The 26122-nt window shown below is 42.2% G+C and carries 23 protein-coding genes; 20 read left to right on the forward strand and 3 right to left on the reverse strand.

Features of this window, described 5'->3' with window-relative positions:
- Window positions 1-5 precede the first annotated feature (5 nt).
- From recR to I2E70_RS00335, 13 genes are all read left to right on the forward strand, one after another.
- The gene (recR, locus tag I2E70_RS00275) at window positions 6-602 is read left to right on the forward strand and encodes a recombination mediator RecR (protein ID WP_021152853.1); all 597 of its coding nucleotides are present in this window, start codon (window positions 6-8) and stop codon (window positions 600-602) included.
- Between the two features lie 76 nt (window positions 603-678).
- Window positions 679-1725, forward strand: a complete 1047-nt coding sequence (locus tag I2E70_RS00280) for a D-alanine--D-alanine ligase (protein ID WP_070450454.1) — start codon at window positions 679-681, stop codon at window positions 1723-1725.
- 116 nt (window positions 1726-1841) lie between these two features.
- Entirely contained in the window at window positions 1842-3212 is a 1371-nt protein-coding gene (locus I2E70_RS00285; protein ID WP_195422895.1) for a UDP-N-acetylmuramoyl-tripeptide--D-alanyl-D-alanine ligase, read from the forward strand.
- On the forward strand, window positions 3202-3813 hold the full coding sequence (locus I2E70_RS00290; RefSeq protein WP_195422896.1) for an NUDIX hydrolase: 612 nt from the start codon (window positions 3202-3204) through the stop codon (window positions 3811-3813). The genes I2E70_RS00285 and I2E70_RS00290 overlap by 11 nt, the downstream gene beginning before the upstream one ends.
- Before the next feature lie 30 nt (window positions 3814-3843).
- Window positions 3844-4545 (forward strand): TIGR02206 family membrane protein, encoded by a 702-nt coding sequence (locus I2E70_RS00295; RefSeq protein ID WP_070505821.1) that lies wholly within the window; start codon window positions 3844-3846, stop codon window positions 4543-4545.
- Window positions 4546-4569: 24 nt separating this feature from the next.
- Window positions 4570-5256, forward strand: coding sequence for a TIGR02206 family membrane protein (locus I2E70_RS00300; protein WP_195422897.1), 687 nt, complete (start codon window positions 4570-4572; stop codon window positions 5254-5256).
- Between the two features lie 13 nt (window positions 5257-5269).
- Window positions 5270-5950: a TIGR02206 family membrane protein gene (locus I2E70_RS00305; protein WP_195422898.1), complete on the forward strand. Its 681-nt coding sequence runs from the start codon at window positions 5270-5272 to the stop codon at window positions 5948-5950.
- Between the two features lie 58 nt (window positions 5951-6008).
- Window positions 6009-7934, forward strand: coding sequence for a DUF2207 domain-containing protein (locus I2E70_RS00310; RefSeq protein ID WP_195422899.1), 1926 nt, complete (start codon window positions 6009-6011; stop codon window positions 7932-7934).
- A gap of 185 nt (window positions 7935-8119) precedes the next feature.
- Window positions 8120-9667 (forward strand): peptide chain release factor 3, encoded by a 1548-nt coding sequence (locus I2E70_RS00315; RefSeq protein WP_023917622.1) that lies wholly within the window; start codon window positions 8120-8122, stop codon window positions 9665-9667.
- A 78-nt stretch (window positions 9668-9745) separates the two neighbouring features.
- On the forward strand, window positions 9746-10126 hold the full coding sequence (locus I2E70_RS00320; protein ID WP_004219989.1) for a PH domain-containing protein: 381 nt from the start codon (window positions 9746-9748) through the stop codon (window positions 10124-10126).
- Between the two features lie 41 nt (window positions 10127-10167).
- On the forward strand, window positions 10168-11076 hold the full coding sequence (locus I2E70_RS00325; protein ID WP_003006305.1) for a magnesium transporter CorA family protein: 909 nt from the start codon (window positions 10168-10170) through the stop codon (window positions 11074-11076).
- Window positions 11077-11864: 788 nt separating this feature from the next.
- Window positions 11865-13436 (forward strand): DEAD/DEAH box helicase, encoded by a 1572-nt coding sequence (locus I2E70_RS00330; protein WP_195422900.1) that lies wholly within the window; start codon window positions 11865-11867, stop codon window positions 13434-13436.
- Between the two features lie 353 nt (window positions 13437-13789).
- On the forward strand, window positions 13790-14683 hold the full coding sequence (locus I2E70_RS00335) for an aldose 1-epimerase family protein (protein WP_195422901.1): 894 nt from the start codon (window positions 13790-13792) through the stop codon (window positions 14681-14683).
- A gap of 16 nt (window positions 14684-14699) precedes the next feature.
- Here I2E70_RS00335 and I2E70_RS00340 read toward each other — a convergent pair whose 3' ends face one another.
- The 3 genes from I2E70_RS00340 to I2E70_RS00350 form a co-directional block, all read right to left on the reverse strand.
- A complete protein-coding gene (locus I2E70_RS00340) occupies window positions 14700-14963 on the reverse strand; it encodes a GIY-YIG nuclease family protein (RefSeq protein WP_045759230.1) in 264 nt (87 codons plus the stop codon).
- Complete coding sequence (locus I2E70_RS00345; protein WP_118095734.1) at window positions 14953-15699, reverse strand: tRNA1(Val) (adenine(37)-N6)-methyltransferase; 747 nt, start codon at window positions 15697-15699, stop codon at window positions 14953-14955. The genes I2E70_RS00340 and I2E70_RS00345 overlap by 11 nt, the downstream gene beginning before the upstream one ends.
- 80 nt (window positions 15700-15779) lie before the next feature.
- The gene (locus I2E70_RS00350; RefSeq protein ID WP_195422902.1) at window positions 15780-18119 is read right to left on the reverse strand and encodes a cation-translocating P-type ATPase; all 2340 of its coding nucleotides are present in this window, start codon (window positions 18117-18119) and stop codon (window positions 15780-15782) included.
- A 173-nt stretch (window positions 18120-18292) separates the two neighbouring features.
- Here I2E70_RS00350 and I2E70_RS00355 point away from each other — a divergent pair, with 173 nt between their 5' ends.
- From I2E70_RS00355 to I2E70_RS00385, 7 genes are all read left to right on the forward strand, one after another.
- Window positions 18293-19039, forward strand: coding sequence for a lysophospholipid acyltransferase family protein (locus I2E70_RS00355; RefSeq protein WP_003006324.1), 747 nt, complete (start codon window positions 18293-18295; stop codon window positions 19037-19039).
- 66 nt (window positions 19040-19105) lie between these two features.
- Window positions 19106-19774 carry a helix-hairpin-helix domain-containing protein gene (locus I2E70_RS00360; RefSeq protein ID WP_049486406.1) on the forward strand — a complete coding sequence of 223 codons (669 nt, stop codon included), beginning with the start codon at window positions 19106-19108 and terminating at the stop codon, window positions 19772-19774.
- On the forward strand, window positions 19755-22001 hold the full coding sequence (locus I2E70_RS00365; protein ID WP_195422903.1) for a DNA internalization-related competence protein ComEC/Rec2: 2247 nt from the start codon (window positions 19755-19757) through the stop codon (window positions 21999-22001). Before I2E70_RS00360 ends, I2E70_RS00365 begins: the two co-directional genes overlap by 20 nt.
- Before the next feature lie 75 nt (window positions 22002-22076).
- Window positions 22077-22679 (forward strand): DUF805 domain-containing protein, encoded by a 603-nt coding sequence (locus I2E70_RS00370; RefSeq protein WP_003006331.1) that lies wholly within the window; start codon window positions 22077-22079, stop codon window positions 22677-22679.
- Between the two features lie 23 nt (window positions 22680-22702).
- Entirely contained in the window at window positions 22703-23737 is a 1035-nt protein-coding gene (holA, locus tag I2E70_RS00375) for a DNA polymerase III subunit delta (RefSeq protein WP_024056300.1), read from the forward strand.
- An 88-nt stretch (window positions 23738-23825) separates the two neighbouring features.
- The gene (gene sodA / locus I2E70_RS00380) at window positions 23826-24431 is read left to right on the forward strand and encodes a superoxide dismutase SodA (RefSeq protein WP_003006336.1); all 606 of its coding nucleotides are present in this window, start codon (window positions 23826-23828) and stop codon (window positions 24429-24431) included.
- A 209-nt stretch (window positions 24432-24640) separates the two neighbouring features.
- Window positions 24641-26113, forward strand: coding sequence for a helicase HerA-like domain-containing protein (locus I2E70_RS00385; RefSeq protein WP_049472134.1), 1473 nt, complete (start codon window positions 24641-24643; stop codon window positions 26111-26113).
- The last annotated feature ends 9 nt before the right edge of the window (window positions 26114-26122 follow it).

Consider the following 26122-nt stretch of genomic DNA (forward strand, 5'->3'; position numbering starts at 1 on the left):
AAACTATGCTTTATCCAGCACCTATTGCAAAATTAATTGACAGCTATTCCAAGTTGCCAGGAATTGGGATCAAAACAGCGACCCGTCTTGCTTTTTACACTATTGGCATGTCAGATGATGATGTTAATGAATTTGCCAAGAACTTACTAAATGCCAAGCGTGAGCTAGGGTATTGCAGTATTTGTGGCAATTTGACTGATGAAGAAACCTGCGAGATTTGTCGAGATGAAACGCGGGATCCATCCCTCATTCTTGTTGTAGAAGATAGCCGGGATGTCTCTGCTATGGAAAATATCCAGGAATACCACGGTCGCTATCATGTCTTGCATGGCTTGATCTCACCCATGAATGGCGTGGGACCCGATGATATCAATCTCAAGAGTTTGCTCAGTCGCTTGATGGATGGAACAGTTACTGAGGTCATTGTTGCGACCAATGCGACGGCAGACGGGGAAGCGACTTCTATGTATATCTCACGCGTGCTCAAACCAGCAGGCATCAAAGTGACCCGTTTGGCACGGGGGCTAGCAGTTGGAGCCGATATCGAGTATGCGGACGAAGTGACCCTTCTTCGCGCGATCGAAAATCGGACAGAATTATAAGAGAAGTTCTTTCGAAAGGGCTATCATTGTGGTATACTATCAAGTAAGAAATCAAGGGAACAATTAGGGAGAAACTATGAGTAAACAAGACTTAATCCTGTTGTATGGTGGACGTAGTGCAGAACGTGAAGTATCTGTTCTTTCAGCAGAAAGCGTGATGCGCGCGATTGATTACCAAGCATTTTCGGTTCAAACCTACTTTATTACGCAGTCAGGAGACTTCATCCAGACGCAAGCTTTTGAAGAAAAACCAGCGGATGATGAGAAATTGATGACCAATGATACAGTGGACTGGTCTAAAAAAGTGGCACCATCTGCGATTTACAAGGAAGGAGCAGTAGTCTTTCCAGTTCTTCATGGACCAATGGGAGAAGATGGTTCCATTCAAGGCTTCTTAGAAGTCTTGAAGATGCCTTATGTCGGCTGTGGCATCCTAGCTTCCAGTGTTGCGATGGACAAGATCACGACCAAACGGGTCTTGGAGTCTGCAGGGATTCCACAAGTTCCTTATGTAGCTGTAGTGGAAGGCGATGACTTGGAAGAGAAAATTGCTACAATTGAAGCTAATCTCCCTTATCCTGTCTTTACCAAACCATCCAATATGGGCTCTAGTGTAGGGATTTCAAAATCTGAAAACCAAACAGAGCTTCGGGCTGCTCTCGAATTGGCCTTCAAATACGATAGCCGTGTCTTGGTAGAACAAGGAGTCAATGCGCGTGAGATCGAAGTTGGACTACTTGGAAACTATGATGTGAAGAGCACCTTGCCAGGTGAAGTTGTGAAAGATGTGGCCTTCTATGATTATGATGCCAAATACATCGACAACAAAATTACCATGGCGATTCCAGCTCAATTGGACCCTGAGGTTGTGAAAACCATGCGGACCAACGCAGAAAAAGCCTTTCGTGCGGTCGGCGGTCTGGGCTTGGCGCGTTGTGATTTCTTCTATACTGATAAAGGAGAGATCTTCTTAAACGAACTCAATACCATGCCTGGATTTACCCAATGGTCTATGTATCCTTTGCTTTGGGACAATATGGGACTCAACTATACAGATTTGATCACCAAGTTAGTAGAGCTTGGAAAAGAAGTCTTCCAAAAACACGAAGCGCATTTGTTGTAAGAAAAGATGCCACCGCTTGGTGGCTTTTTTTGTGGTCTAGAATATGGTATAATGAGAAGAATTTGATAGGAGCGTCCAAATCTTTGAGGACGTTACGGAGAACTGAGGAGTCGGATATGAATCTCACATTACATGAAGTTGCTCATCTAGTACGTGCAAAAAATGATATCAGCCAATTTGAAGATGTGGCCCTCGTCAAGCCGGAATTTGACAGTCGTTTGATTGGGCCTGGAGACCTGTTTGTTCCTTTAAAGGGAGCGCGTGATGGTCATGACTTTATTGAGACTGCTTTTGAAAATGGAGCCGTAGCCACTTTTTCAGAGAAAGTGATCGAAGGGCACCCTTATATTTTGGTGGAAGATGTGCTGAGCGCTTTTCAAACACTAGCTGCAGCCTATCTTCAAAAGACAAAAGTAGATGTTTTTGCAGTAACGGGGTCAAATGGTAAAACCACCACAAAAGATATGTTGGCACAGCTATTGTCCACCACCTACCTGACCTATAAAACACAAGGAAACTATAATAACGAAATTGGTCTTCCTTATACGGTTTTGCATATGCCAGAAGGGACGGACAAACTCGTCCTTGAAATGGGGCAAGACCATCTAGGAGATATCCATCTCTTGTCAGAACTGGCGCATCCAAAAGCTGCTATTGTCACCTTGATTGGAGAAGCCCATTTGGAATTCTTTAAAGATCGAAGTGAGATCGCAAAAGGAAAACTCCAGATTGCGGATGGCATGCCAGAAGGTGGCCTTCTGGTGGTTCCAGCTGATCCGATCGTCGATGCCTACCTTCCTGAAAAGCAAACAGTCGTCCGCTTTGGTCCAGACGAGGAGATTTTTATTACCGAGTTAATCGAGCGAAAGGATAGCTTAACCTTCCGAGCTAATTTCTTAGAAAAAGCGATCGATCTTCCAGTAACAGGAAAATACAATGCGACCAATGCCATGATTGCAGCTTATGTTGCCCTGCAAGAAGGAGTGAGTGAAGCTGCGATTCGTGATAGTTTTGAAACCCTGCAATTGACGCGCAACCGGACAGAATGGAAGAAGGCCAGTAACGGAGCGGATATCCTATCCGATGTCTACAATGCCAATCCAACGGCCATGCGCCTAATTTTAGAAACCTTCTCAACTATTCCTGCCAATCCAAATGGTCGAAAATTAGCCGTCCTTGCAGATATGAAAGAACTAGGGGAGCAATCTATTGATCTGCACAACCAAATGATTCTTAGCCTCTCGCCGGATGTTTTGGATACGGTTATTTTCTATGGCCAAGACATTGCGGGATTGGCTCAGTTAGCGAGTCAGATGTTCCCACTCGGACATGTCTATTATTTCAAGAAAACAGCTGAGGAAGACCAGTTTGAGGACATGGTCAAACAAGTCAAGGAAAACTTGAAAGAGCAAGACCAAATCCTTATCAAGGGAAGCAATTCCATGAATCTAGCCAAATTAGTAGAGGAATTGGAGAATGGTAAGTAATAATGTACTGAAGGACATTCAGCGCTTGATTTCAATCACCAATACAGGCTTAGCCTTCTCAAAAGATCCATTTGATCGAGAGCGCTACCAGGATATTCGTGAAATTTTACAGGATCTTGTGAGAGAAATGACTGATCTGAATTCACAAGAATTATCGGATTTGTTTCGACCGACAAACTATTATGACACCCCCTTAATTGATGTTAGGGCTTGGATTGTCAAAGATAGAAAACTTTGTCTGGTGAAAGGTCAGGGAGAAGAGACCTGGGCTTTGCCGGGTGGTTTTGGTGAGGTTGGCTATTCTCCTAAAGAAAATATTTTAAAGGAAATCCAAGAAGAAACGGGCTATGTAGCACGTGTCAATCGCTTGTTGGCAGTATTTGATACCAATCGCTACCAATTGCAAAGCCGCCAATATGTGAAATTGGTATTTGAATGTGAATTGCTGGATGGAAGTTTTCAACAGAATCAGGAAATTTCCGATCTTGCATTTTTTGAGAGAGAGAAAATGCCTGCTCTTTCTACCAAGCGCAATACAGAAGAACAATTGAATTTCCTTTGGGAGGTTTATGATGGGAAACGAGATTTGTATTGTGATTAAAAACGATCTATAAATTAAAGGGATATAAAAATGACACTTTGGGATTTATTGTTTACGAACCAAAAATCAGCCCCGCCTGAGTTTGGGCTATGGTATTTCATTCTGCCAGCTTCTTTGTTGGTGGTTGGCTACTTTTCCATCAAATATGCGCAGTCCAAAAGCTACCAACGCTTTTGGTACTGGGCACAATTGATTCAAGTCTTGACCATCAATGCTTGGTATATTCTAGCCCACATGCCTCTGACAGATAATTTGCCTTTTTATCATTGTCGCTTGGCCATGCTTGCGATCCTCTTTGCACCTAGAGGGACCTATATCAAGCAATATTTTGCCTTATTGGGAGTTCTAGGATCCATTGCCGCCTTGGTGTATCCGGCCTTTGATCCCTTCCCATTCCCCCATATCACCGTACTCAATCTGATTTTTAGTCACTGGGCCTTGTTTGCCAATAGTTTGATTTACCTGCAGGATTTTTATCAGTCGGAAAAACAAGACAGCCTACGAATTGTTAAGATCACTTTTGGAATGAATGCAGTCATCTTTTTGGTCAACCTTTTGACCAGTGGAGATTACGGCTTCTTAAAGCGTCCACCAATCATTGGAGACCACGGTGCTCTTTTGAACTACCTCTTGGTCAGCATCGTGATGGTAGCTGGTATTTGCTTGGTCAATCAACGCTATAAATACAAATACAAGATGGTCGAAGAGAGTATTGTTTCGCGTTCAGAATAAAAAAGCAGATAAGGGAAAGAAATCATGGCACTTTGGGACTTATTTTTCACTAGTCAACCAACGGCTCCTCCTCAATTGGGGGTCTGGTATTTCTTATTGCCGACTTCTTTGGTAGTGGTGGGAGTTCTGTCCGTTCGATTTGCTCACTCTAAAGGCTATCAAAACTTTTGGTATTGGGGGCAATTGATTCAGTTGCTCATTATCAACTCTTGGTATCTAGCAGCTCGCTTGCCTTTTTCAGAGAGTCTTCCCTTCTATCATAGCCGGATGGCCATGTGGATTATCCTTTTGGCCCCCAAGGGAAGCTTCAAGCAATATTTTGCCCTCGTGGGAGTCTTTGGTTCCATTATGGCCTTGGTTCATCCTGTATTTTATCCCTACCCTTTTCCTCATGTTTCCTCGATCAACAATGTCTTTGGTCACTGGGCCCTCTTGGCCAACTGCTTAATCTATCTGGTTCAATCCTACCAGGTGGAAGAAGGGGCTGTTTGGAAGATCTGTCAGATGACGTTTGGAGTCAATGCCATTATTGTTCTAGCCAACCTTGTAACGGGCGGAAACTATGGCTTTCTGCGTCGACCACCTGTGCTAGGAGACCATGGCCTTGTGCTCAACTATTTCATCGTGACAGTCCTAATGACGGGGACATTGATCCTCATCAATACTATCGTTCAGTACAGTAAGAAAAGAAGAATACCTGAATCTGTTTAAATAAGGAGACTTTATGCATCATTTTTTCACTACAGAATCAACAGCACCACCAGCAATCTCAGCACTTTGGTATAGTGTGATGGTCTTGTTAATTGTGACAGCGATCATGATGTCACTTCGCTATTATCAGAATGAGCAATTTCGCAAATGCTTTCAATACTTACAAGGCTTCCAGTTAATTTGCTTGTATCTTTGGTATTTTGCCTACCACATTCCTTGGTCCAACAGTTTACCATTTTATCATTGCCGCTTGGCCATGTTTGCGGTCTTGTTTTTACCAGACAGATGGAAAAGCAAACAGTTCTTTGCCTTGATGGGAGTGAGTGGAGCCATCTTTGCTTTGGGCTATCCAGTCTTTGACCCCTACACTTTCCCTCATATTACGAGCTTTTCTTTCCTCCTCGGACATTACTGTCTCCTGATCAATTCCTTGATTTATCTCTTGAGATGGTATGATCGAAACCTCTTAAAAAATAGGCAGATTGTTCTCTATACCTTTGCCTTAGATTTATTCCTGGTTGGAGTCAATCAATTGACGGGAGGTAATTATGGTTTGATGGCCCGCCCTCCGATTATGAGAGGGGATAAAGTCTGGCTCAACTACCTGGTTGTATCTAGTATTTTAGCCCTTGCTTTATTACTCTTTAATCAGATCTTCAATCGTAGAAGTGAGCGGGTAAAAGTGAGAAAATAACCAGTATAAAGGTTGGGGCATCTCTGTCTCAACCCTGTTTTATATCAAAGGAGAATATATGAAGCGTTTCTTGCTAATGATCTCCCTCGTTTGGAGTTTGTTTTGTACAATAACGACAGCACATGCGGATGAAGAAGTTCGCTATTCGATTGAATCCTATGTGGGTCACCTCCAATTGCAGGAAGATAGCCAGGCAACATTTACACAAGAGATCACTTATCAGTTTCAGACAGGCTATCATGGTCAATATGTGACTCTAGGAAGCGCAGATCCTCTTCCAAAAGGGTTTAAGATTCATCGTAATCCTGAGGTGGAAGCCTATGTGGATGGGGAAAAACGAGAGATTCGTGTAGAGGAAACAGATCTGGAAGATGGCCGTCAATTAAAAATATACAATGCCCGTATCGTCGGTGGCACGGTCAAGATCAAAGTGAAATGGAAGATTGATCATCTCTTGACTTTCTACAAGGATATTGCAGAACTGAATTGGTTTCCTATTTCAGATGGAGATGAGAAAGTCGCGAAATTAGATTTTTATGTGGATGGCTTGGATGCTAAGCAAGGAAAACTGTATGCCCATACTGGTTACTTTAATCCACCAGCCCAAGTCGAACGGACTGAAACTGGTTATCATATTTGGACAAAGGATTTTCCAAAAAATGGAAAGCTCGAACTGCATGCCTATTGGCCAATGACAGAAGCCCTGCGTCGAGACCAAGCAAATGAGATTAACAAGGGAAATGGAAAAGAGAAATTTCTCAAAAAAGAGAAATCCATTGAACAAAAAACGTTCCTCTATCGGACCCTTCTACTTAAGGTTGTACCAATTGTATCGATTCTTTTATTTATCCTCGCTTTCATTCCATGGATCCGGTATTTTATCAGTACCAGAACTCGTCGGATTGCAAAAGGAGTACGATTATACGAACCACCACAGAATTTACCTCCTCTTGTCCTAGCTAAGGCACTGTATCAACTTGATTTTGAACGGATGGTGATATCTAGAGAGAAAGGACCATTAAAATTCAATCATCTCATCCAAGCAACTATATTGGATCTCATTGATCGAGGAAATCTTCGTTTGACTAGGAATGAAAATGGGGAAACCTTGACCTGTCTCCATTATGAAGGCTTGGCTGATTTTGAATTGAAGTTTATTGAAATGATCTTTGATCAAGAATCTGAAATCAATATCAGTGAAGTATTTTCAAGGTATAAAATCGACAAAGCAGCCTTAAAAAAAGATTTTCGAGCTGCTAAATCAGACACACAACGAGACCGTATTCGAAAAGTCGGAAGTGCCGTTCAATCGCTTTTAAAAAAGGATGCCCAGCAATTGTCAAAAGGGGTAGAAAAGGAAATTGCAAAATTAGGATTGCCTTCTTATTTTAGAGACTTATCTGAGAAAGAAGAAGCTTTTTCTAAAACAGGCTGTGCCTTACATTTTTGGCTCTTACTGATCTTATTTGTGAGCATGTGTTTCTTATCTCTTGGATTCGGTTCACACCTATCTTCATTCTATTTTTGGATTATTTTACTTTTGGTTTTGTTATTCATTCCATTTTATATTGTTGTGAAAATCCGTGAAGATCATCTACAATCCTTAGAGAACTTGGATTCACAATTCCAATGGATGGCCTTTCGAAATATGATCGAAAGTATTCCAAATTTCAACCAAGCAGAACTTGAGAGTGTCATCCTATGGAATCGCATCTTAGTCTATGCAACTATGTATGGTCAAGCTAAAAAAGTGAGTCAGGTACTCAAAAATCATCAGATTTCCTTACCATATGAGGATTGGGATGCTGTTGTTTGGATAACGACCTCTTCAAATTCCTTCCTAGACGGCTCTACCTTGATGAGTTATGCAGATGATTCCTATAGCGTTTCAAGCTTCTCTACTAACTCCTCAGATGGCAGTGGCGGTTTTGACGGCGGTGGCTTTTCTGATGGTGGCGGTGGCGGAGGATTTGGAGCCTTTTGATAGCCGTGAAAAGAAGACTAGAATCTACGGATTTTAGTCTTTCTTTTTGCTCTCAAAGAAGAATCATCGTTGAAAAAAGTGCCTATTTTCGCTATAATAGGACAGATAGAGAAATTGAGGAGAAATCCGATGTAGAGATGAATTTATAAATTTATCAAAAAATAAGAAGAGAAAGAATTAGGAACATGAACGTACAAGAAGAAATCAAAAAACGCCGTACCTTTGCCATTATCTCCCACCCGGATGCTGGTAAAACGACGATTACAGAGCAGCTGCTCTACTTTGGGGGAGAGATTCGGGAAGCCGGTACCGTAAAAGGGAAGAAAACAGGAAACTTTGCTAAGTCTGACTGGATGGATATCGAAAAACAACGTGGGATTTCGGTAACCTCATCTGTTATGCAGTTCGACTATGATGGCAAACGGGTCAATATCCTTGATACGCCAGGGCACGAGGACTTCTCTGAAGATACTTATCGGACTTTGATGGCGGTGGATGCTGCGGTCATGGTAGTAGACTCTGCCAAGGGGATTGAGGCTCAAACCAAGAAATTGTTTGAGGTTGTCAAACACCGTGGCATTCCAGTCTTTACTTTTATGAACAAGCTGGATCGGGATGGACGTGAGCCACTGGATCTCTTGCAAGAATTAGAAGAAGTCTTAGGCATCGCCAGTTACCCGATGAACTGGCCGATTGGGATGGGGAAAGCCTTTGAGGGACTCTATGACCTTTATAACCAACGTTTGGAACTCTACAAAGGTGATGAGCGTTTTGCTAGTCTAGAAGATGGAGACAAGCTTTTTGCTAACAACCCTTTCTACGAGCAAGTAAAAGACGATATCGAACTCTTGCAAGAAGCTGGAAATGAATTCTCAGAAGAAGCCATCCTTGCAGGTGAATTGACTCCCGTCTTCTTCGGATCCGCTTTGACGAACTTTGGGGTGCAGACTTTCTTGGAAACCTTCCTCAAGTTTGCTCCGGAGCCACACGGCCACAAGAAGACAGATGGAGAACTTGTCGATCCTTATGACAAGGATTTCTCAGGCTTTGTCTTTAAAATCCAAGCCAATATGGATCCTCGTCACCGCGACCGGATCGCCTTTGTGCGGATCGTATCTGGCGAATTTGAGCGTGGGATGAGTGTCAACCTGCCTCGTACTGGTAAGGGTGCTAAGTTATCTAACGTGACTCAATTTATGGCCGAAAGCCGTGAAAATGTCAGCAATGCTGTAGCAGGAGACATCATCGGGGTTTACGATACCGGGACTTATCAGGTTGGAGATACTTTGACAGTGGGCAAAAACAAGTTTGAATTTGAACCACTGCCAACCTTTACGCCTGAAATCTTCATGAAAGTGTCAGCTAAGAACGTCATGAAGCAAAAATCCTTCCACAAAGGGATTGAGCAATTGGTGCAAGAAGGGGCTATTCAGCTCTATACCAACTACCAAACAGGTGAATACATGCTTGGTGCTGTTGGTCAACTTCAGTTTGAAGTCTTTAAGCACCGGATGGAAAATGAATACAATGCCGAAGTGGTCATGAGCCCAATGGGTAAAAAGACCGTTCGCTGGATCAAACCAGAAGACTTAGATGAGCGCATGTCTTCAAGCCGAAATATCTTGGCGAAGGACCGCTTTGACCAACCTGTCTTCCTCTTTGAAAACGACTTTGCCCTCCGCTGGTTTGCGGATAAGTATCCAGACGTTGAGCTGGAAGAAAAGATGGGGTAAGGAACTTTTCAAAACTGATCCATAACAAAAAAATAAGAAAACGAAAATCTATCCGTTTTCGCTTTTAAAGGAGAAATGATGGGATTATTAAGTGGTTTGATGGGCAATGCCTCTCAAAAAAATGTTGATAAAGTAGAAAGAGATCTGGAAGATATCTTGGTGCCGGGAGAGCAAGTCACACTTGCTTTTAGCTTGATTCGTGATTTAATCGTCTTTACAGAGTTTCGTTTGATCTTGGTGGATAAGCAAGGAGTAACAGGAAAGAAAACGTCCTACAAATCCCTTCCTTATCGCTCGATCTCTCGATTTTCAGTCGAAACTTCTGGTCATTTTGATTTGGATGCCGAATTAAAAATCTGGGTCTCTTCTGCAGTCGAGCCTTCAGAAGTTTTACAATTCAAGAGTGACAGCAGCGTCATTGAAATCCAGCAAGCATTAGCCAGTGCAGTTTTTAAATAAAAATATCATTTTGATAGAGAACAGTTGAGAAAGGAGACGGAATGTTTATCGAAAAACAATTGGGTCAAGATCGGAAATGGATCAATATCGACTCGGATATGATTGCTGAAAACTCATATCTTTATAAAAAATACGAGATTGACAAAGAAACCATTGAGTACGCGATGGATAAGAACGAACGTGCCCATATGGATTATAATCGAGAAAACGGTACGATCACATTTATCTACAATGTATTGGATTTAGAAAAGGACAAGGAATACTACGAAACCATCCCTATGACCTTTATCGTTCAAGATACGCGACTCGTGACCATCAGTAACCAGGACAATGCCTATATCATTGAACAAATGGTTCGCTATTTGGAAAGCCATGGGGAGTTGTCGATCTATAAGTTGCTTTTTGCAGGTCTTGAAATGATCAGTAATGCTTATTATCCGATTATTGATCGCTTAGATAAGCACAAGGATGAACTCAATCGTTTGCTTCGAAAGACAACGACGACCAAGAATCTTTATGCCCTGTCTGACCTTGAGACCGGTATGGTGTATCTGGTCGCAGCAGCCAAGCAAAATCGGATGTTGCTAGAACATATTAAAGCGCATGCCATTTATCGCAGGATGAATGATGTTGAAAAAGAGCAGTTTGATGATGCCATGATCGAAGCGCGTCAGTTGGCTTCGATGACTGAGTTGATTTCCAATGTCTTGCAACAGTTGTCAGGATCTTACAACAATATCCTAAACAACAACTTGAATGACAACTTGACAACCCTAACCATCTTTGAAGCCTTGTTGGCGGTTTTAGCCGTTATCACCGGTTTCTTTGGAATGAATATCCCTCTTCCTATGACAAAGGATCCCAATGCTTGGATTTATGTATCCGTATGTAGCTTTATATTATGGCTCATTTTGGGAAAGGTTATGCGGTGGATTGTGAAACAAAGATAAAAAAGAGGCTTGGAGAAATCCGAGCCTCTTCGTATCTAGAATAATCTGAGAAATAGGAACCATCTAGACACCTGCCCTCCTCTCCAAAGAAGGGGCAGTGTGAATAGTTCATTGACTGTACAAAATCTTCTTGGAAATAGTAGGAGTAGATTTAATAGTACTGAGTGGTTCTAAATAAATCAGAACGTAGAATAAATCGTTGAATCAGATAAAATGATCCTATTTCTTTATACAGAAATATTTTAGATACTAACTGTATTATACATATTTATTTGTAAAAACGCAAGAACTACCAAAAAAAGTTTTTCCGAAGTTTTTATACTCCTATTTAAAGGGATTCTTGAACGGTGTCAGAAGAAAGTCAGCTAAATCTAGGGGAAACTGCCCTCTTGACTATTTTCAAGTTTTTAAAAATTTTTCCTAAAAAATAAAATTATTCTCCTTTGACTATCATTTGGTCGTCCATTGTGTTATACTAGATAAGTTGCAAACTTGTATGAGAGAAATGCTGGTGAGATGGAACAATTAGAAAAGGAATGTTGGTCAATCTCCCACAAGGAGGATCTTGGTGTCTTTTCGTTTGGAAAACGACTTTAATCAACCAAATCCGCTAGTGCGAAAACATTTTTCGCAGAAGGGAATTCCATAAAAAAACGATTGGGTTTTCCTTTAGATGAGTCTTGCGACAGGTAACCGGGAAGGAGACTTCCTATGCAATCAGTGCGTTTTCGCATTGAAAAGAAGTGTGATAAAGTGGCTTCGCACCACTTTTTAGAAAGAAGAAAGAATTGAAATTCAATGAATTTAACTTATCTGCTGAATTATTAGCAGAAATTGAAAAAGCTGGCTTTGTAGAAGCGAGCCCGATCCAGGAACAAACCATTCCTTTAGCCCTTGAAGGCAAAGATGTTATAGGTCAAGCGCAAACAGGGACCGGTAAAACGGCTGCTTTCGGTCTTCCAACTTTGGAGAAGATTGATGTCGATAACACAGTAATTCAAGCCCTTGTTATTGCCCCAACGCGTGAATTGGCGGTTCAAAGTCAGGAAGAACTCTTCCGCTTTGGACGTAGTAAGGGTGTCAAAGTTCGCTCTGTCTATGGTGGATCGAGCATTGAAAAGCAAATCAAAGCCTTGAAGTCAGGCGCTCACATCGTTGTGGGAACACCTGGCCGTTTGCTTGATTTGATCAAGCGCAAGGCCTTGAAACTCGATCATATTGAAACCTTGATCTTGGATGAAGCAGATGAAATGCTCAACATGGGCTTTTTGGAAGATATCGAAGCTATCATTAGCCGTGTTCCAGAAACACGTCAAACCTTGCTCTTTTCAGCAACGATGCCAGAAGCCATCAAACGCATTGGTGTTCAGTTTATGCAAGAGCCCGAACACGTTAAGATCGCAGCCAAAGAATTGACTACCGACTTGGTCGATCAATACTATATTCGTGTCAAAGAAGGCGAAAAGTTTGATACCATGACTCGATTGATGGATGTCGAGCAACCGGAGCTTGCCATTGTCTTTGGTCGGACTAAACGCCGGGTCGATGAATTGACGCGTGGCTTGAAGATCCGTGGTTTCCGAGCAGAAGGGATTCACGGAGATTTGGATCAAAACAAACGTCTTCGTGTACTTCGTGACTTTAAAAATGGGAACTTGGACGTCTTGGTGGCAACGGACGTTGCGGCACGTGGGTTGGATATTTCAGGTGTGACCCATGTCTACAACTACGATATTCCACAAGATCCAGAAAGCTATGTTCACCGGATCGGACGGACAGGTCGTGCTGGGAAAACAGGGCAATCCATTACCTTTGTTTCGCCAAATGAAATGGGCTATTTGCAAATCATTGAGAACTTGACTAAAAAGCGGATGAAGGGAATGAAACCTGCAACAGCAGCAGAAGCCTTCCAAGCGAAAAAACAAATAGCGCTGAAGAAAATTGAGCGAGACTTTGAGGATGAAAAAATCCGAACTAACTTTGAGAAGTTTGGTAAGGATGCTCGCAAATTGGCTGCAGAATTCACTCCTGAAGAACTGGCTATGTATATTTTAAGCTTGACCGTTCAAGATCCAGATAGTCTTCCAGAAGTTGAAATTGCGCGTGAAAAACCATTGCCATTTAAACCATCCGGTGGTGGCTTTGGTGGGAAAGGCAAAGGGGGCCGTGGAAATGGCCATCGTGGAGACCAACGCCGTGATCGAAATCGCAGAGATGACCGTGAAGGTGGACGCCGTGATTTCAAACGCAAGTCCAATAAAAATAGTCGAGACTTTGAGGGCAAAGGTAATAAACGTCCTCATCGCACTTCCAATGAAAAGAAAAATGGCTTTGTCATCCGCAACAAAGGGGATAAATAAGTCCTAAAGACGGTCTAGCAATAGGCCGTCTTTTTAATGAAAATCAAAAATACAAGGGTTAACTAGCTGTTAACCCTTGTATATTTATAAGGAGACCTAAATGATAACTGACTCTTTTAGAAAAAATGTATCATGATAAGGAGCATCCTAAAAAAGTCAGAAAACAGAAAGAACGGATTCCTAAAACGGAATGTTTCTGTTAACATATTAAGTTTACAATTATTTCTGAGCTTTGTCAAGGTTTTTTTCTTATATTTTTAAAAATTTTTAACTAAAAAGATAAAAATTGACAATCTCTTCTAAAAGGTTATAATGAATATAATAACTATACTAATTAAAAAGAGGTGTCGCCCATGGTGATTGCATTAAAAAATGATGATCTAGAAGTACAATTTAAGACATTTGGTGGGGAATTGAGCTCCATTCGAAGTAAGGAAGGCATAGAATATCTCTGGCAGGGAGATCCAGAGTATTGGTCAGGACAAGCGCCGGTTCTGTTTCCGATTTGCGGGAGTGTTCGTAATGGCCAAGTGCAGTATCATCTAAAAGATGGAGTGAAGACAGGCCAGCTTCCAAGACACGGCCTCATTCGCAAGAGAGAGTTTGAACTCAAAGAACAAACAGACCATCGTCTTGTCTTTGAAATCACCTCTAACGACGAGAGCTTACAAAATTATCCCTACCATTTTCGAGTGGAAATCGATTATGAATTGAAAGGGAAAGAGATCACCATCACCTATCGCGTGCAAAATTTAGAGTCAGATCAAGTCATGCCTTATTTCATTGGAGGGCATCCAGCCTTTCGTTGTCCCCTTTTAACAGATGAAGACTATGAAGACTACGAGTTGATTTTTGAAAAAGAAGAAAGTTGTAGCGTTCCTCTCTTGTTCACAGAAACCGGTTTGGTTGATCGCCTGCAGCGGACGCCATTTTTAGACCATAGTCGTAGGCTACCTTTGCGCCATGAACTGTTTGAAAAAGACGCCATTATTTTAGATCAGTTAGCCTCTAAATCTGTGCAGCTCCTCTCGAAAAAATCTGGTAAAGGTTTGGAATTTGCCTTTGCAGATTTTGAGAATCTCGTCCTTTGGTCTACCAATAACAAGGGGCCTTTCATTGCCTTGGAGCCTTGGACGGGTATTTCCACATCTGCAGAAGAGGGCGATTTCTTCGAAGATAAAAAAGGTGTGATCCAGTTGGCTCCTCAAGAAACACGGAGTCACCAGTACCGTATCACCATTTTGTAAATGAAAAACCGTTGGACTATGGAGTCCGACGGTTCTTTTTGATATAGTTTAGCTTTGCTTGGCGCGATTTCTTTTTAAAGAGAGACTCGGCAGACATAGCAGAGGGTTTATCTGGATAGGATTCTTGGTAAAGAAGTTTAACGGGGAGGCGAGCCCGTGTGTATTTGGCACCTTTTCCAGCATTGTGCGTCTTTAGGCGTTTTTCGACATCTGTGGTGTAGCCAGTGTAGAGGGAGCCATCCGCACACTCTAGGACATACATGTAAGCCTTAGTTTCCATAGTAAATCTCATGAATCTCGTCTGTATAGCTGCCGTCTTCATTGTGAATAAAGAGGGGCGGCAGAATTTTTAAACCGTCCAGTGAGCCATCCTTGATCGCCTCAATCAACAACATATTCGCCTCTTTGGTCACTTTGGGATAGACAAACTGGATCCGCTTAGGTGCAAGATTGTAACGCTTCATGGTTTCGATGATATCCAAGAAGCGATCTGGACGATGGACCATCGCTAGTCGACCATTTGATTTGAGAACCCGCTGGGCCACATGGCAAATCTCATCTAAATTGGTGGTAATTTCATGCCGGGCTAAGAGGTAGTGTTCACTCTCATTGAGATTGGAATGCTCATCCACCTTGAAATAAGGAGGATTGCAGAGGATAATATCCACCTTACTGCCCTTGATATGTTGAGGCAAATGCTTGAGGTCATCGGTGATCATGGACATTTGCTGGTTCAAGCTATTGAGGGCAATCGAGCGGGTAGCCATATCTGCTAAACGTTCCTGAATTTCTACACCAATGATCTGAGCCTCTGTTCGGGTACTTGCAAATAGTCCCACAGCTCCATTTCCAGCGCAGAGATCCACGATCAATCCTCGCTTGGGCAATTTTGGAAAACGCGAGAGCAGGACGCTATCCACGGAGTAACTAAAAACTTCCCGATTTTGTATGATTTTTACATCACTTGAAAAGAGTTGGTTGACGCGCTCGCCGTCTTTTAATTCGATATCTGTCATGGCTCTATTATAGCATGAAAAGAGGCTCGGGGAAAGATCGTTAGAACATAAAAAGTTGAGAGTTTTTCTCTCAACTTTTTTTAATCAAATTCATATTTTTGTAGAATCGTTGTGAGGATAAAGACTCCTGTAAAGATGGCCATCAATGCCAGATAAACTGGGAAAGTAGTGGCTGTAAGGAGGGAAATCTCGATCAAGTTTTTCAATACGACCGCAGACGCGTAGAATCCTACAACAGAGAAGAGGATGAGGAGGGCTCGCCAGATATTTAGTGGAAGGCAGGCACGGATAACAGATAGGAAACCGATGGATCCAAGTAAGTAATAGGATACAGTAGACATATCGGCTGCAGACCAACCATGACTTGCTCCCCAAAGGCGAATGAACAAGACGCTAAAGACGACCATCAAGGCGCTTGGTAAAGCTAAAAGAAGGGAACGTCTTAAGAAGTGCTTTTCAACCGGTTTGATATTGCGTTCAAAAGTCAACACAAATGGTGGGAATCCTTCGACGAATTGGTCAATTAAGGTGATTTGAATAGGGATGAATGGAAAAATCAGCAAATAATTGACGTTGAAGAAAAGGGCACTGGCGATACAGATAATAGCCAAGAGGAAGGAATAGATCGTTTTGATGAAGAAAATTGGAGCGATTCGTCCAATGTTATTGACCACACGACGACCTTCGAATAGAATTTCTGGAACATCATTAAAGTCAGAGTTCAAAAGAACAATATTTGCAATTTGACGGGTTGCAGGATCTCCTTCAGCCATTACGATGGAGCAGTCAGCTTCACGAAGAGCGAGGATATCATTGACCCCGTCTCCAGTCATAGCTGTCGTTCGACCAGCTGCTTTCAAGGTTTGAATGAGCAGTTTCTTTTGGTGAGGGGATACGCGTCCAAAGATGGCTGTTTCCTCTGCTTGATCCACTAATTGATCATCAGAAATTTTGGAACAATCGATGTAGTTTTCGTAGTTTTTGAAGCCCGCTTGTTGAGCGATATAAGAGACCGTCACAGGGTTATCACCGGAGATGATCTTAAGATCCACGCCTTCAGAGCGCAAATACTCAAGAGTATCTGAAGCCCCTTCACGAATGGGGTCCGTAATCTCAATAACGGCAATCCCTTCAAGATTTTCAGGCAGTTTCAATTCCTGCATGCTGATCTGTTCTGAACTGTGGGCTAAGACGAGAACGCGCGATCCACGGCCTTGTGCTTCGACGACAGCAGTTGGATTTTCTTGAAGGAGCATTTCAGGAGCACCGAGAAAGACAGTTCCGAGGTTGGATAGATGCATAGCTCCCCATTTCCGATCACTTGAGAAAGGAATAATGTTTTCCGCAGTATAAGCATGCTCCAACTCCCCATAAGCCTTGCGAATAGCTTGAGCAGTAGGATTGGTGTCCTCACTATTTTGCATGTAAGCAGAGAGGATGACCTGGATCGTTTCCTCAGAAAAATGTTCGGATAAGCTATGGAGAGCTTCGACTGTCATCTTCCCTTGAGTGATGGTCCCGGTCTTATCTAGACACAAGGTATCCACACGCGCCAGGGTTTCGACGGAATACATTTCTTGAACAAGAACCTTGCGCATGCCGAGCTTAATAACCGCCGTCAAAAGAGACGTAACAGTCAGTAGGGCAATTCCTTTTGGCAACATTCCCAAGAGAGCAGTGGAAGAATTCACGACAGAATCCTTGATCGGTAGCATCTTGATCAACAATGCTTCAAAGAAGAGGGCAAGGCCAAATGGGATGATAATTTTACCAGTGAAGCTAGAGATTTTCGCTAAATTATAGAGAATACGCGAATTGATAGGCTTCAAGGTTTTGGCTTCCATCATCAGTTTGTTGGCATAGTTGTTTGCCCCAACTCGCTTGACACGGGCATAGACTTGACCACTGGCAATATAACTACCAGAAAGCAGTTCATCACCAACTTCTTTTAAGACCAGGTCACTCTCACCAGTCAGCATAGCCTCATTAGCTTCTGCGATACCGGACATGACTTCAGCATCACTAGGGATCTGCTCACCCGAAGACAGAAGCATTAGATCACCTAGGACAAGCTTCTCTGGTGGAATCGCATCTTTTTCCCCGTCTCGAATGACAGTTACCAGCTCACGACTCATGAGATTGAGCTTATCAATCATCCGCTTGGCGCGCATCTCGGTCATAATACCTGTAATGGCATTGAAGCAAATAACCGCGAAAAAGATCATATTGCTCCAGGCCTGTACAGCAGCCAAGGCTACGGCAATCACAAAGTTTAAGGTATTAAACAAGGTGAAGACGTTGCGCTTAATGATTTGCCAGGTACTGGTACTTGTATTCGTTGTAAAATCATTGGTTTGTCCGCGATCCATTTTCTTGCGGACTTCACTGAGGGATAACCCCTTTAATTCATTCGTTTCCATAGACAATATGATATCATTTTTTTGAGAAAAAGACTATCTAGAATCGGTCCGCTGAGACATTTTTTATCTAAAAAAAGTTTGCGGTCAAAATCAGGATACGGTATAATAAGAAAGAACGTTTTACATGATGGAATATCTTGTAGAGATTAATGAAATGGATTTGAGGAACAACAATGTTTTATACCTATTTACGTGGCCTTGTTGCCTTTATTCTTTGGGTTTTAAATGGCAATGCCCATTACCATCATAAGGACAATATTCCAGATCGGGAAGAGAACTACATATTGGTATCGCCTCACCGGACCTGGTGGGATCCAGTCTATATGGCCTTTGCGACCAAGCCAAAGCAGTTTATCTTTATGGCGAAGAAAGAACTGTTCACCAATCGTATTTTTGGCTGGTGGATTCGTATGTGTGGGGCTTTTCCGATCGACCGTGAAAATCCGGGAGCAGAAGCCATTAAGTATCCTGTCAATATGCTGAAAAAGAGCAACCGTTCCTTGATTATGTTTCCAAGTGGAAGCCGTCATTCTCAAGACGTCAAAGGCGGTGTTGCCATCATTGCCAAAATGGCTAAGGTCCGTATCATGCCAGTGACATATACTGGTCCAAGAGACTTGAAAGGGTTGGCAACGGGTGAACGCATTGATATGAACTTTGGACATCCGATTGATATTTCGGATATTAAAAAGATGAATGACGAAGGAGTGGCAGAAGTTGCCCGTCGTATTCAAGAGGAGTTTGACCGTTTGGATGCGGAAGCGCAAGCGATCAACACCCCAACAAAACCGTTTATCTTGATTCGTTTGTTAAAAATCCTTTTGATTCCTCTTGTCTTAGTCGTGGGCATCTTGACCTTGCTCTTTAGTTACCTAGCCAGCTTTGTATGGGATCCGGACAAACATCGAAAAAACAAGTAAAAAAACTGAGAATTTTTCTCAGTTTTTTTTATTTTTACGAATAATAAAAGTGAGAGGAGGTTTCTTATGGAGGATATCATCGAAAAAATCAAAGAATATAAGCTCTTTTTAGCACTTACAGCTATCGGACTCTTACTTGGAGGGTATTTTCTTTTTCATCGACCTCAGTCGAGTACATCAACAATACCGGATCTCTATCAGACTTCCCGTTCAACTTCGAGCAAAGAAAAGACATCTGCTTCTAGTTCAAGAGAAGAAAAGCCGGCTGCTTCAGTGTCTGATGCGCCCGAAATCATTACGGTCGATGTCAAAGGGGCTGTTAAACAACCAGGTGTCTATGAGTTGCGCTCAGATAGCAGAGTCCACGATGCCATTCATAAGGCGGGTGGAATGACTGCTGAAGCCAATAGCCAATCGGTCAATTTGGCGCAAAAACTCTCTGATGAAGCAGTGATTTATGTTGCCAAAGAAGGGGAGGATGTTCCAGCACTTGGAAGTTCAGAAAGTCCTGCAACTTCGTCAGCATCAGCAGAAAAAACAGGCAAGGTCCATTTAAATCGAGCGACCGAGTCGGAACTCCAAACGGTATCAGGCATTGGTCAGAAACGAGCCCAGGACATTATCGCCTATCGCGACGCAAATGGCCCTTTTCGATCAGTGGATGATCTTAAAAATGTTTCAGGAATAGGGGAGAAAACACTGGAGAAACTAAGAGATGCTTTCACGGTGGATTAAAGAGCTCCCTTTTTCGCTTGTCCATCTCGCTTTTTTACTTCTTTGGTTGTACTTTAGCATTTATCAACCATCTTGGCTTTCGATCAGCGGTCTAGTAGTGGTGATATGTTTAGTGGTTCATCACTATAAGGAGGATCGCTCAAGTTTGTTGCGTCTTGCTTTAGCAACTCTCTGTTTTGCGGCCTTCTTTGTTTTTCAGCGAGCCCAGGATCATCCAAAACAAGTCGAAAGTCGGTCCCCAGCCCATTTACATCTGATCCCAGATACCATCAAGGTTAATGGAGATGCCTTATCTTTTCGTGCTAAAGATCAGGGTTGCACCTACCAAGTTTTTTACACCTTGAAATCTGAGAAAGAAAAACAGCAGTGGCAAAGTCAAACCCACTTGCTGGAGTTGACGTATAAAGGTGCTATAGAAGAGCCAGAAGGGCAGCGAAATTTTAGAGGATTTGACTACCGGGTTTATTTGCAAACACAGGGGATTCACTATCAAATAAAAATCGAAGCGATTCAATCTGCGATTCCCATCCAAACGTGGAATGTTTTTGACTGGCTATCTCAATGGAGGCGCCAAGCCATTGTTTGGAGCAAGGAGCACTTTCCGCAGCCGATGAACCAGTATATGACCGGCCTTCTTTTTGGCTATTTAGATACGGATTTTGAAGAGATGGACCAGCTTTATACGAGTTTAGGAATCATCCATTTATTCGCCTTATCTGGGATGCAGGTCGGCTTTTTCATCAATGGGATTCGAAAAGGTCTCTTACGTCTAGGAATCTTGCAAGAGACAGTTGATATCTGGATGGTTCCAATTTCTTTGGTCTATGCTGGCTTGACAGGTTTTTCAGTTTCAGTGGTTCGCAGTCTCTTGCAAAAGATCCTCTCTCAAAAGGGGATCCGAGGGATGGAGAATATGGCGATGACCCTGATGCTCTTAATGCTGCTTGTGCCCAAGTTTCTCCTGACAGCTGGAGGGGTCTTGAGTTGTGCCTATGCCTTTATTTTGACCTTGGTAGATACCAGTTCTTATTCAGGACTTAAAAAGATACTAGTGGAAAGTTTCTGGATTAGCCTGGGGATTTTGCCTCTTTTGACCTATTACTTTAGTGTCTTTCAACCCTGGTCACTCCCTTTAACCTTCCTCTTTTCTTTCTTATTTGACCTTGTCCTTCTTCCGGGTTTAACGGTGCTATTTATCTTATCGATTCTAAAGCCCCTTACAATTTTTAACAGTTTCTTTCTTCTCATAGAGGAGTGTATTCGTTGGATTGCAAAGCTCACGTCGCTACCTTTGGTATTTGGTCAGCCGACGGGACCAGCTCTGATTGCTCTCTTCCTTCTTTTAGGGATCTTGTATGATCTTCGAAAGCAAAAAAAACGTCGTTTCCTGTTAATAGGTATGATTCTACTCATCTTTTGTTGGACCAAGCATCCTTTAGAAAATGAGATTACCATGGTGGATATCGGTCAAGGAGACAGTATCTTTTTACGCGATTGGAAAGGAAGAACCATATTGATTGATGTCGGAGGACGTGTCACTTTTAAAAGTGGAGAAAAGTGGCAAGAGCGCAGTCAATCTGCCAATGCGGATCAAACCTTGATTCCTTATCTCAAGAGTCGAGGTGTTGGAAAACTCGATGCGCTGGTCTTGACTCATACAGACCAGGACCATATGGGCGATATGGTGGAGGTTGCCAAACAAATCCCAGTTAATAAAGTGTATGTCAGTCCAGGTAGTCTAACCAATTCTCAATTTCGAGAGAAATTGAAACAGCTTCATAGCCCGATTAAAGTAGTCCAGAGAGGGGATCAACTTCCTATTTTTGATCATCATCTAGAAGTCTTATCCCCTGATGAAGTGGGGGATGGTAAAAATGATGACTCGATTGTCCTCTATGGGCAGTTCTATCAGAAACGATTTTTGTTCACGGGTGATTTGGAAGAAGCTGGAGAGAAAAAACTATTGGAAAACGATCCGCAATTACAAGTAGATGTCTTGAAAGTAGGCCACCACGGTTCTAAAGGTTCCTCTAGTGATGTGTTTTTAGATCAGTTACATCCTCAGTTGGCCTTGATCTCTGTTGGAAAGAAAAATCGCTACCAACATCCCCATAAAGAATTGCTCGATCGTCTAGAGGAACGCTCTATTTCTTATCTTCGTACCGATGAAAGGGGAGCAATTCGCTTGATTGGGTGGGACCATTGGAGGGTAGAAACGGTCCGCTAGAGACGAGGAGAGGTTTGCTTTCTATGCTGAAAATTGCTATTATAGAAAGTGAAATCAATGTAAAGGTAAAATCGTATGAACGCATTTAAGCAATTTTGGATACAGTATGCAGATTTTTCAAGTAAGACCAGTCGGGCCCATTTTTGGCTAGCTTTTTTCTGGAATTCCCTGATTTCTTTGCCTCTTTGGGTTTTTTACATCGTGACCTCTTTATCCCATCAAAATGCTCAAGAAACGCTCAATTTTTCAACTGTTCATTCTAAGACAGGTTTATGGGCGCTCGCTTTCTTAGCATTCTTTTACTTCCTCATTTTGGTACCCAGTCAAGCCATTTGTGTACGTCGCTTGCGGGATGCGGGAATCCATTGGTCTTGGATCTTTTTGAACCTTGGTCCGGTTCTGCTCTATTTGTTGACGGGGCTAGATATTTTCCTATTTCTTTGGGGGATTACAGTTATTTCTCTCTTGATTCTCATGATGCTTCCAGGGAAAAACACCTTCCCACAACCAGTAGAAACTCCTATGGGAGTGGCTTCTGAACCACAGGTCACAGCGACAGGGGGGAGCTTTGGAGGCAACTCGTTTGAGCAAATCCCTAATTTTGTAGCAGCACCTGATTTGTCTGATGAAAAACCACCATTGGAACAAAGAATGGCTGCTGAACACGAAATCCACTAAAGTGATAAAGATAAGAGAGTTTCATGCAAGCAATTACCGACATTAAACATCTGACGGTTCAAACTCTGCCTCCTATTCTTGTCTTGACGGGTGAGGATGTAGGTCAATTTGAATGGTTAAAAAAAGACATTTTAAAAAAAATAGGCTATGATCCCTCAGATTTGAATTATTCTTATTTTGATATGAAGGAAGCCTCCTATGCTGAAGTCGAGCTGGATTTGGTCAGTCTTCCCTTTTTTGCAGATGAAAAAATTGTGATTTTGGATCACTTATTGGATTTGACCACTGCCAAGAAACGCAATTTAACCGATGAAGATCTGAAGCAATTTGAAAACTATTTGGAAAATCCTTCTGAATCGACCCGTTTGGTGATATTTGCAGAAGGAAAATTAGATAGTAAGCGTCGCTTAGTCAAACTCCTAAAACGGGATGCCCAGATCATTGAAGCAACAACTCCTAAAGAGCAAGATTTAAAGTGTTATTTTGCAAGTCAGGCACAAGAATTGGGCATACAGTTTGTGGGCGATTCCTTGGACCAGCTACTCTTAAAATCTGGCTATGATTTTGGAGAGTTACAGAAGAATCTCGCTCTGTTGCAGGCTTATAAAGAAGATGGTCAGATTACCCTCCAAGATATCAAGGAGGTTGTTCCAAAGTCCTTGCAAGATAATATTTTTGATCTGACACAGATGATTCTCAAACGCCAAATCGATCAAGCCCGGAATTTGGTTAAGGATCTCCGCTTACAAGGAGAAGATGAAATAAAATTGATCGCTATTTTGTTGGGACAATTCCGAATGTTTTCTCAAGTTAAAATTTTCTCAGAAGAAGGTCAATCCGAAAGCCAAATTGTAGCGAGCTTGTCGGAGTTGTCAGGACGCAAGGTCAATCCTTATCAGGTGAAGTTTGCCTTACGGGATAGCCGCAGGCTTTCCTTGTCCTTTTTGAAGCAAGCTATGATGACCTTCATCGAGACGGATTATGCGATTAAAAGTGGAACATATGAAAAAGACTACTTATTTGATTTGGCCCTGTTGAAAGTAGCTAATAGCGTCTAACGATGAATGAAATCGCAAGCAGATTAGTTGAATAATTTAGCTGTTTACGTTATCATCAAGTCAGTAATAAAGAAAAGAGGACCATAAAATGGCTATCATTTTACCAGAATTACCATATGCTTATGATGCATTGGAACCTTATATCGATGAAGAAACCATGCATTTGCACCATGATAAACACCATCAAACATATGTAAACAATGTGAATGCAGCTCTTGAAAAACATCCTGAAATTGGAGAAGACCTTGAAAGCTTGTTAGCTGATGTTGAATCCATTCCAGCTGATATTCGCCAAGCTGTGATCAACAATGGTGGTGGTCATTTGAACCACGCTCTTTTCTGGGAATTGATGACTCCAGAACAAACAGCTCCTTCAGCAGAACTTGCTGCAGCGATTGATGCTACATTTGGTTCATTTGAAGACTTCAAAGCAGCCTTCACAGCAGCAGCAACGACACGTTTTGGTTCTGGCTGGGCATGGTTGGTTGTTAACAAAGAAGGCAAACTCGAAGTAACTTCAACAGCAAACCAAGATACACCAATCTCTGAAGGTAAAACACCAATCCTTGGTTTGGATGTTTGGGAACATGCCTACTATGTAAAATACCGTAACGTACGTCCTGACTACATCAAAGCTTTCTTCTCAGTGATCAACTGGAATAAAGTTAATGAATTGTTTGCAGCAGCAAAATAATAAAATGAAGGAATCTATAAGAGCAAGTATTGGCTCTTATAGATTTTTTATTTGCATCCGGAAAATCGGAGTATAAATTCTTGCGTTTGGTCAGGAAAATGATACACTAGTAGGAGTGTGTCTTACTTGTCTGAAGCCTGGTTTGAAGGGCCTAGGCAAGGAAAAGATAAACCTTAAAATGAAAACTGAAACATTCAGGGAGAAATGAAATGACTAGTATTACCATTACTAAAGGAGCCGTTGAGACGCCTATCTATTTGCGGATGTTGAATCGTCATGGTTTGATTGCAGGTGCAACAGGAACAGGAAAAACGGTTACTCTCAAGGTCCTAACAGAAAAATTAAGCAAAGAAGGTATTCCGGTCTTTCTAGCCGATATCAAGGGAGATTTATCTGGCTTAGCCAAAGCCGGGCAATGGACGCCAAAACTGGAAGAACGCTACAAGCTTCTTGGGATCACAGATCCGTTTGAGCCACAAGCTTTCCCTGTTCGATTGTGGGACGTCTTTGGCCAAGCTGGTCATCCTGTTCGGGCGACTGTCGAAGGGATGGGGTCATTGCTTCTTTCTCGTCTGCTTGATTTGAATGAAACCCAATCAGGAATTCTCGCAATTGTCTTTAAAGTGGCCCAAGAGAAAGATTGGCCCTTGATTGATTTGAAGGACCTACAAAGCCTTTTAAAGGAAGTCTATGAGCACAGTTCAGACTATTCAGCCCAATATGGCAATATCACCAAACAATCTGTCGGAGCCATCCAAAGAAGTCTCTTGGTTCTTGAAGAAGAAGGAGCAGATCAGTTTTTCGGAGAGCCAGCACTTGATTTAAATGATTTCATGCAACTCGATGCATCTGGTCGTGGGTATATCAATATTCTTTCGGCTACAAAGCTCTTTCATTCACCAAAATTGTACTCAACCTTTTTGATTTGGATGCTGTCTCGTCTTTTTGAAACACTTCCAGAGGTTGGGGATCCTGAAAAGCCAAAACTGGTCTTCTTCTTTGATGAAGCGCATCTCCTCTTTAAGGATGCAAGCAAGCTCTTTCTTGAGAAGGTCGAGCAAGTGGTACGCCTGATTCGTTCTAAGGGTGTAGGGATTTACTTTATTACCCAGAATCCTCAAGATCTTCCAGAATCTGTTTTGGCACAGCTTGGAAATCGTGTTCAGCATGCGCTTCGAGCTTATACACCCAAAGAAATGAAGGCGATTAAGGTGGCTGCCCAAAGTTTTCGTCCGAATCCAGATTTTGATACAGAAACAGTGATCACAGAGTTAGGGACAGGGGAAGCCTTGGTTTCTTTCCTCAATGAAAAGGGACAGCCTAGTGTGGTTGAGCGTGCTTATATTCTCTCTCCTCAATCGAGTTTTGACCTCTTAAATGAAAGTGAACAATTGGCCTTGATCACGACATCGCCTTTCCATCAAAAGTATGCGACGACGATTGATCGAGAATCTGCCTATGAAAAATTAGCAGCTAAAGCAAGTAAGGAAGCACAAGAAAAAGAGCAAAAAGAAGCAGAAAAGGAAGAGGCTGCAGCAGATAAGGCAGCTCAAAAACGTAGTCCAGGTCGTCCAAGAAAATCTAGTCTTGAAAAGGCAAAAGATTCCTTCTTGAGTTCCTTATTCCGGACGATTGCGCGTGAGATCGCTAAGCTAATTATGGGCTCTTTTAAACGGAAATAACCCTTTTAT

The organism is Streptococcus parasanguinis (assembly GCF_015556095.1).
Lineage (GTDB): Bacteria > Bacillota > Bacilli > Lactobacillales > Streptococcaceae > Streptococcus > Streptococcus parasanguinis_Q.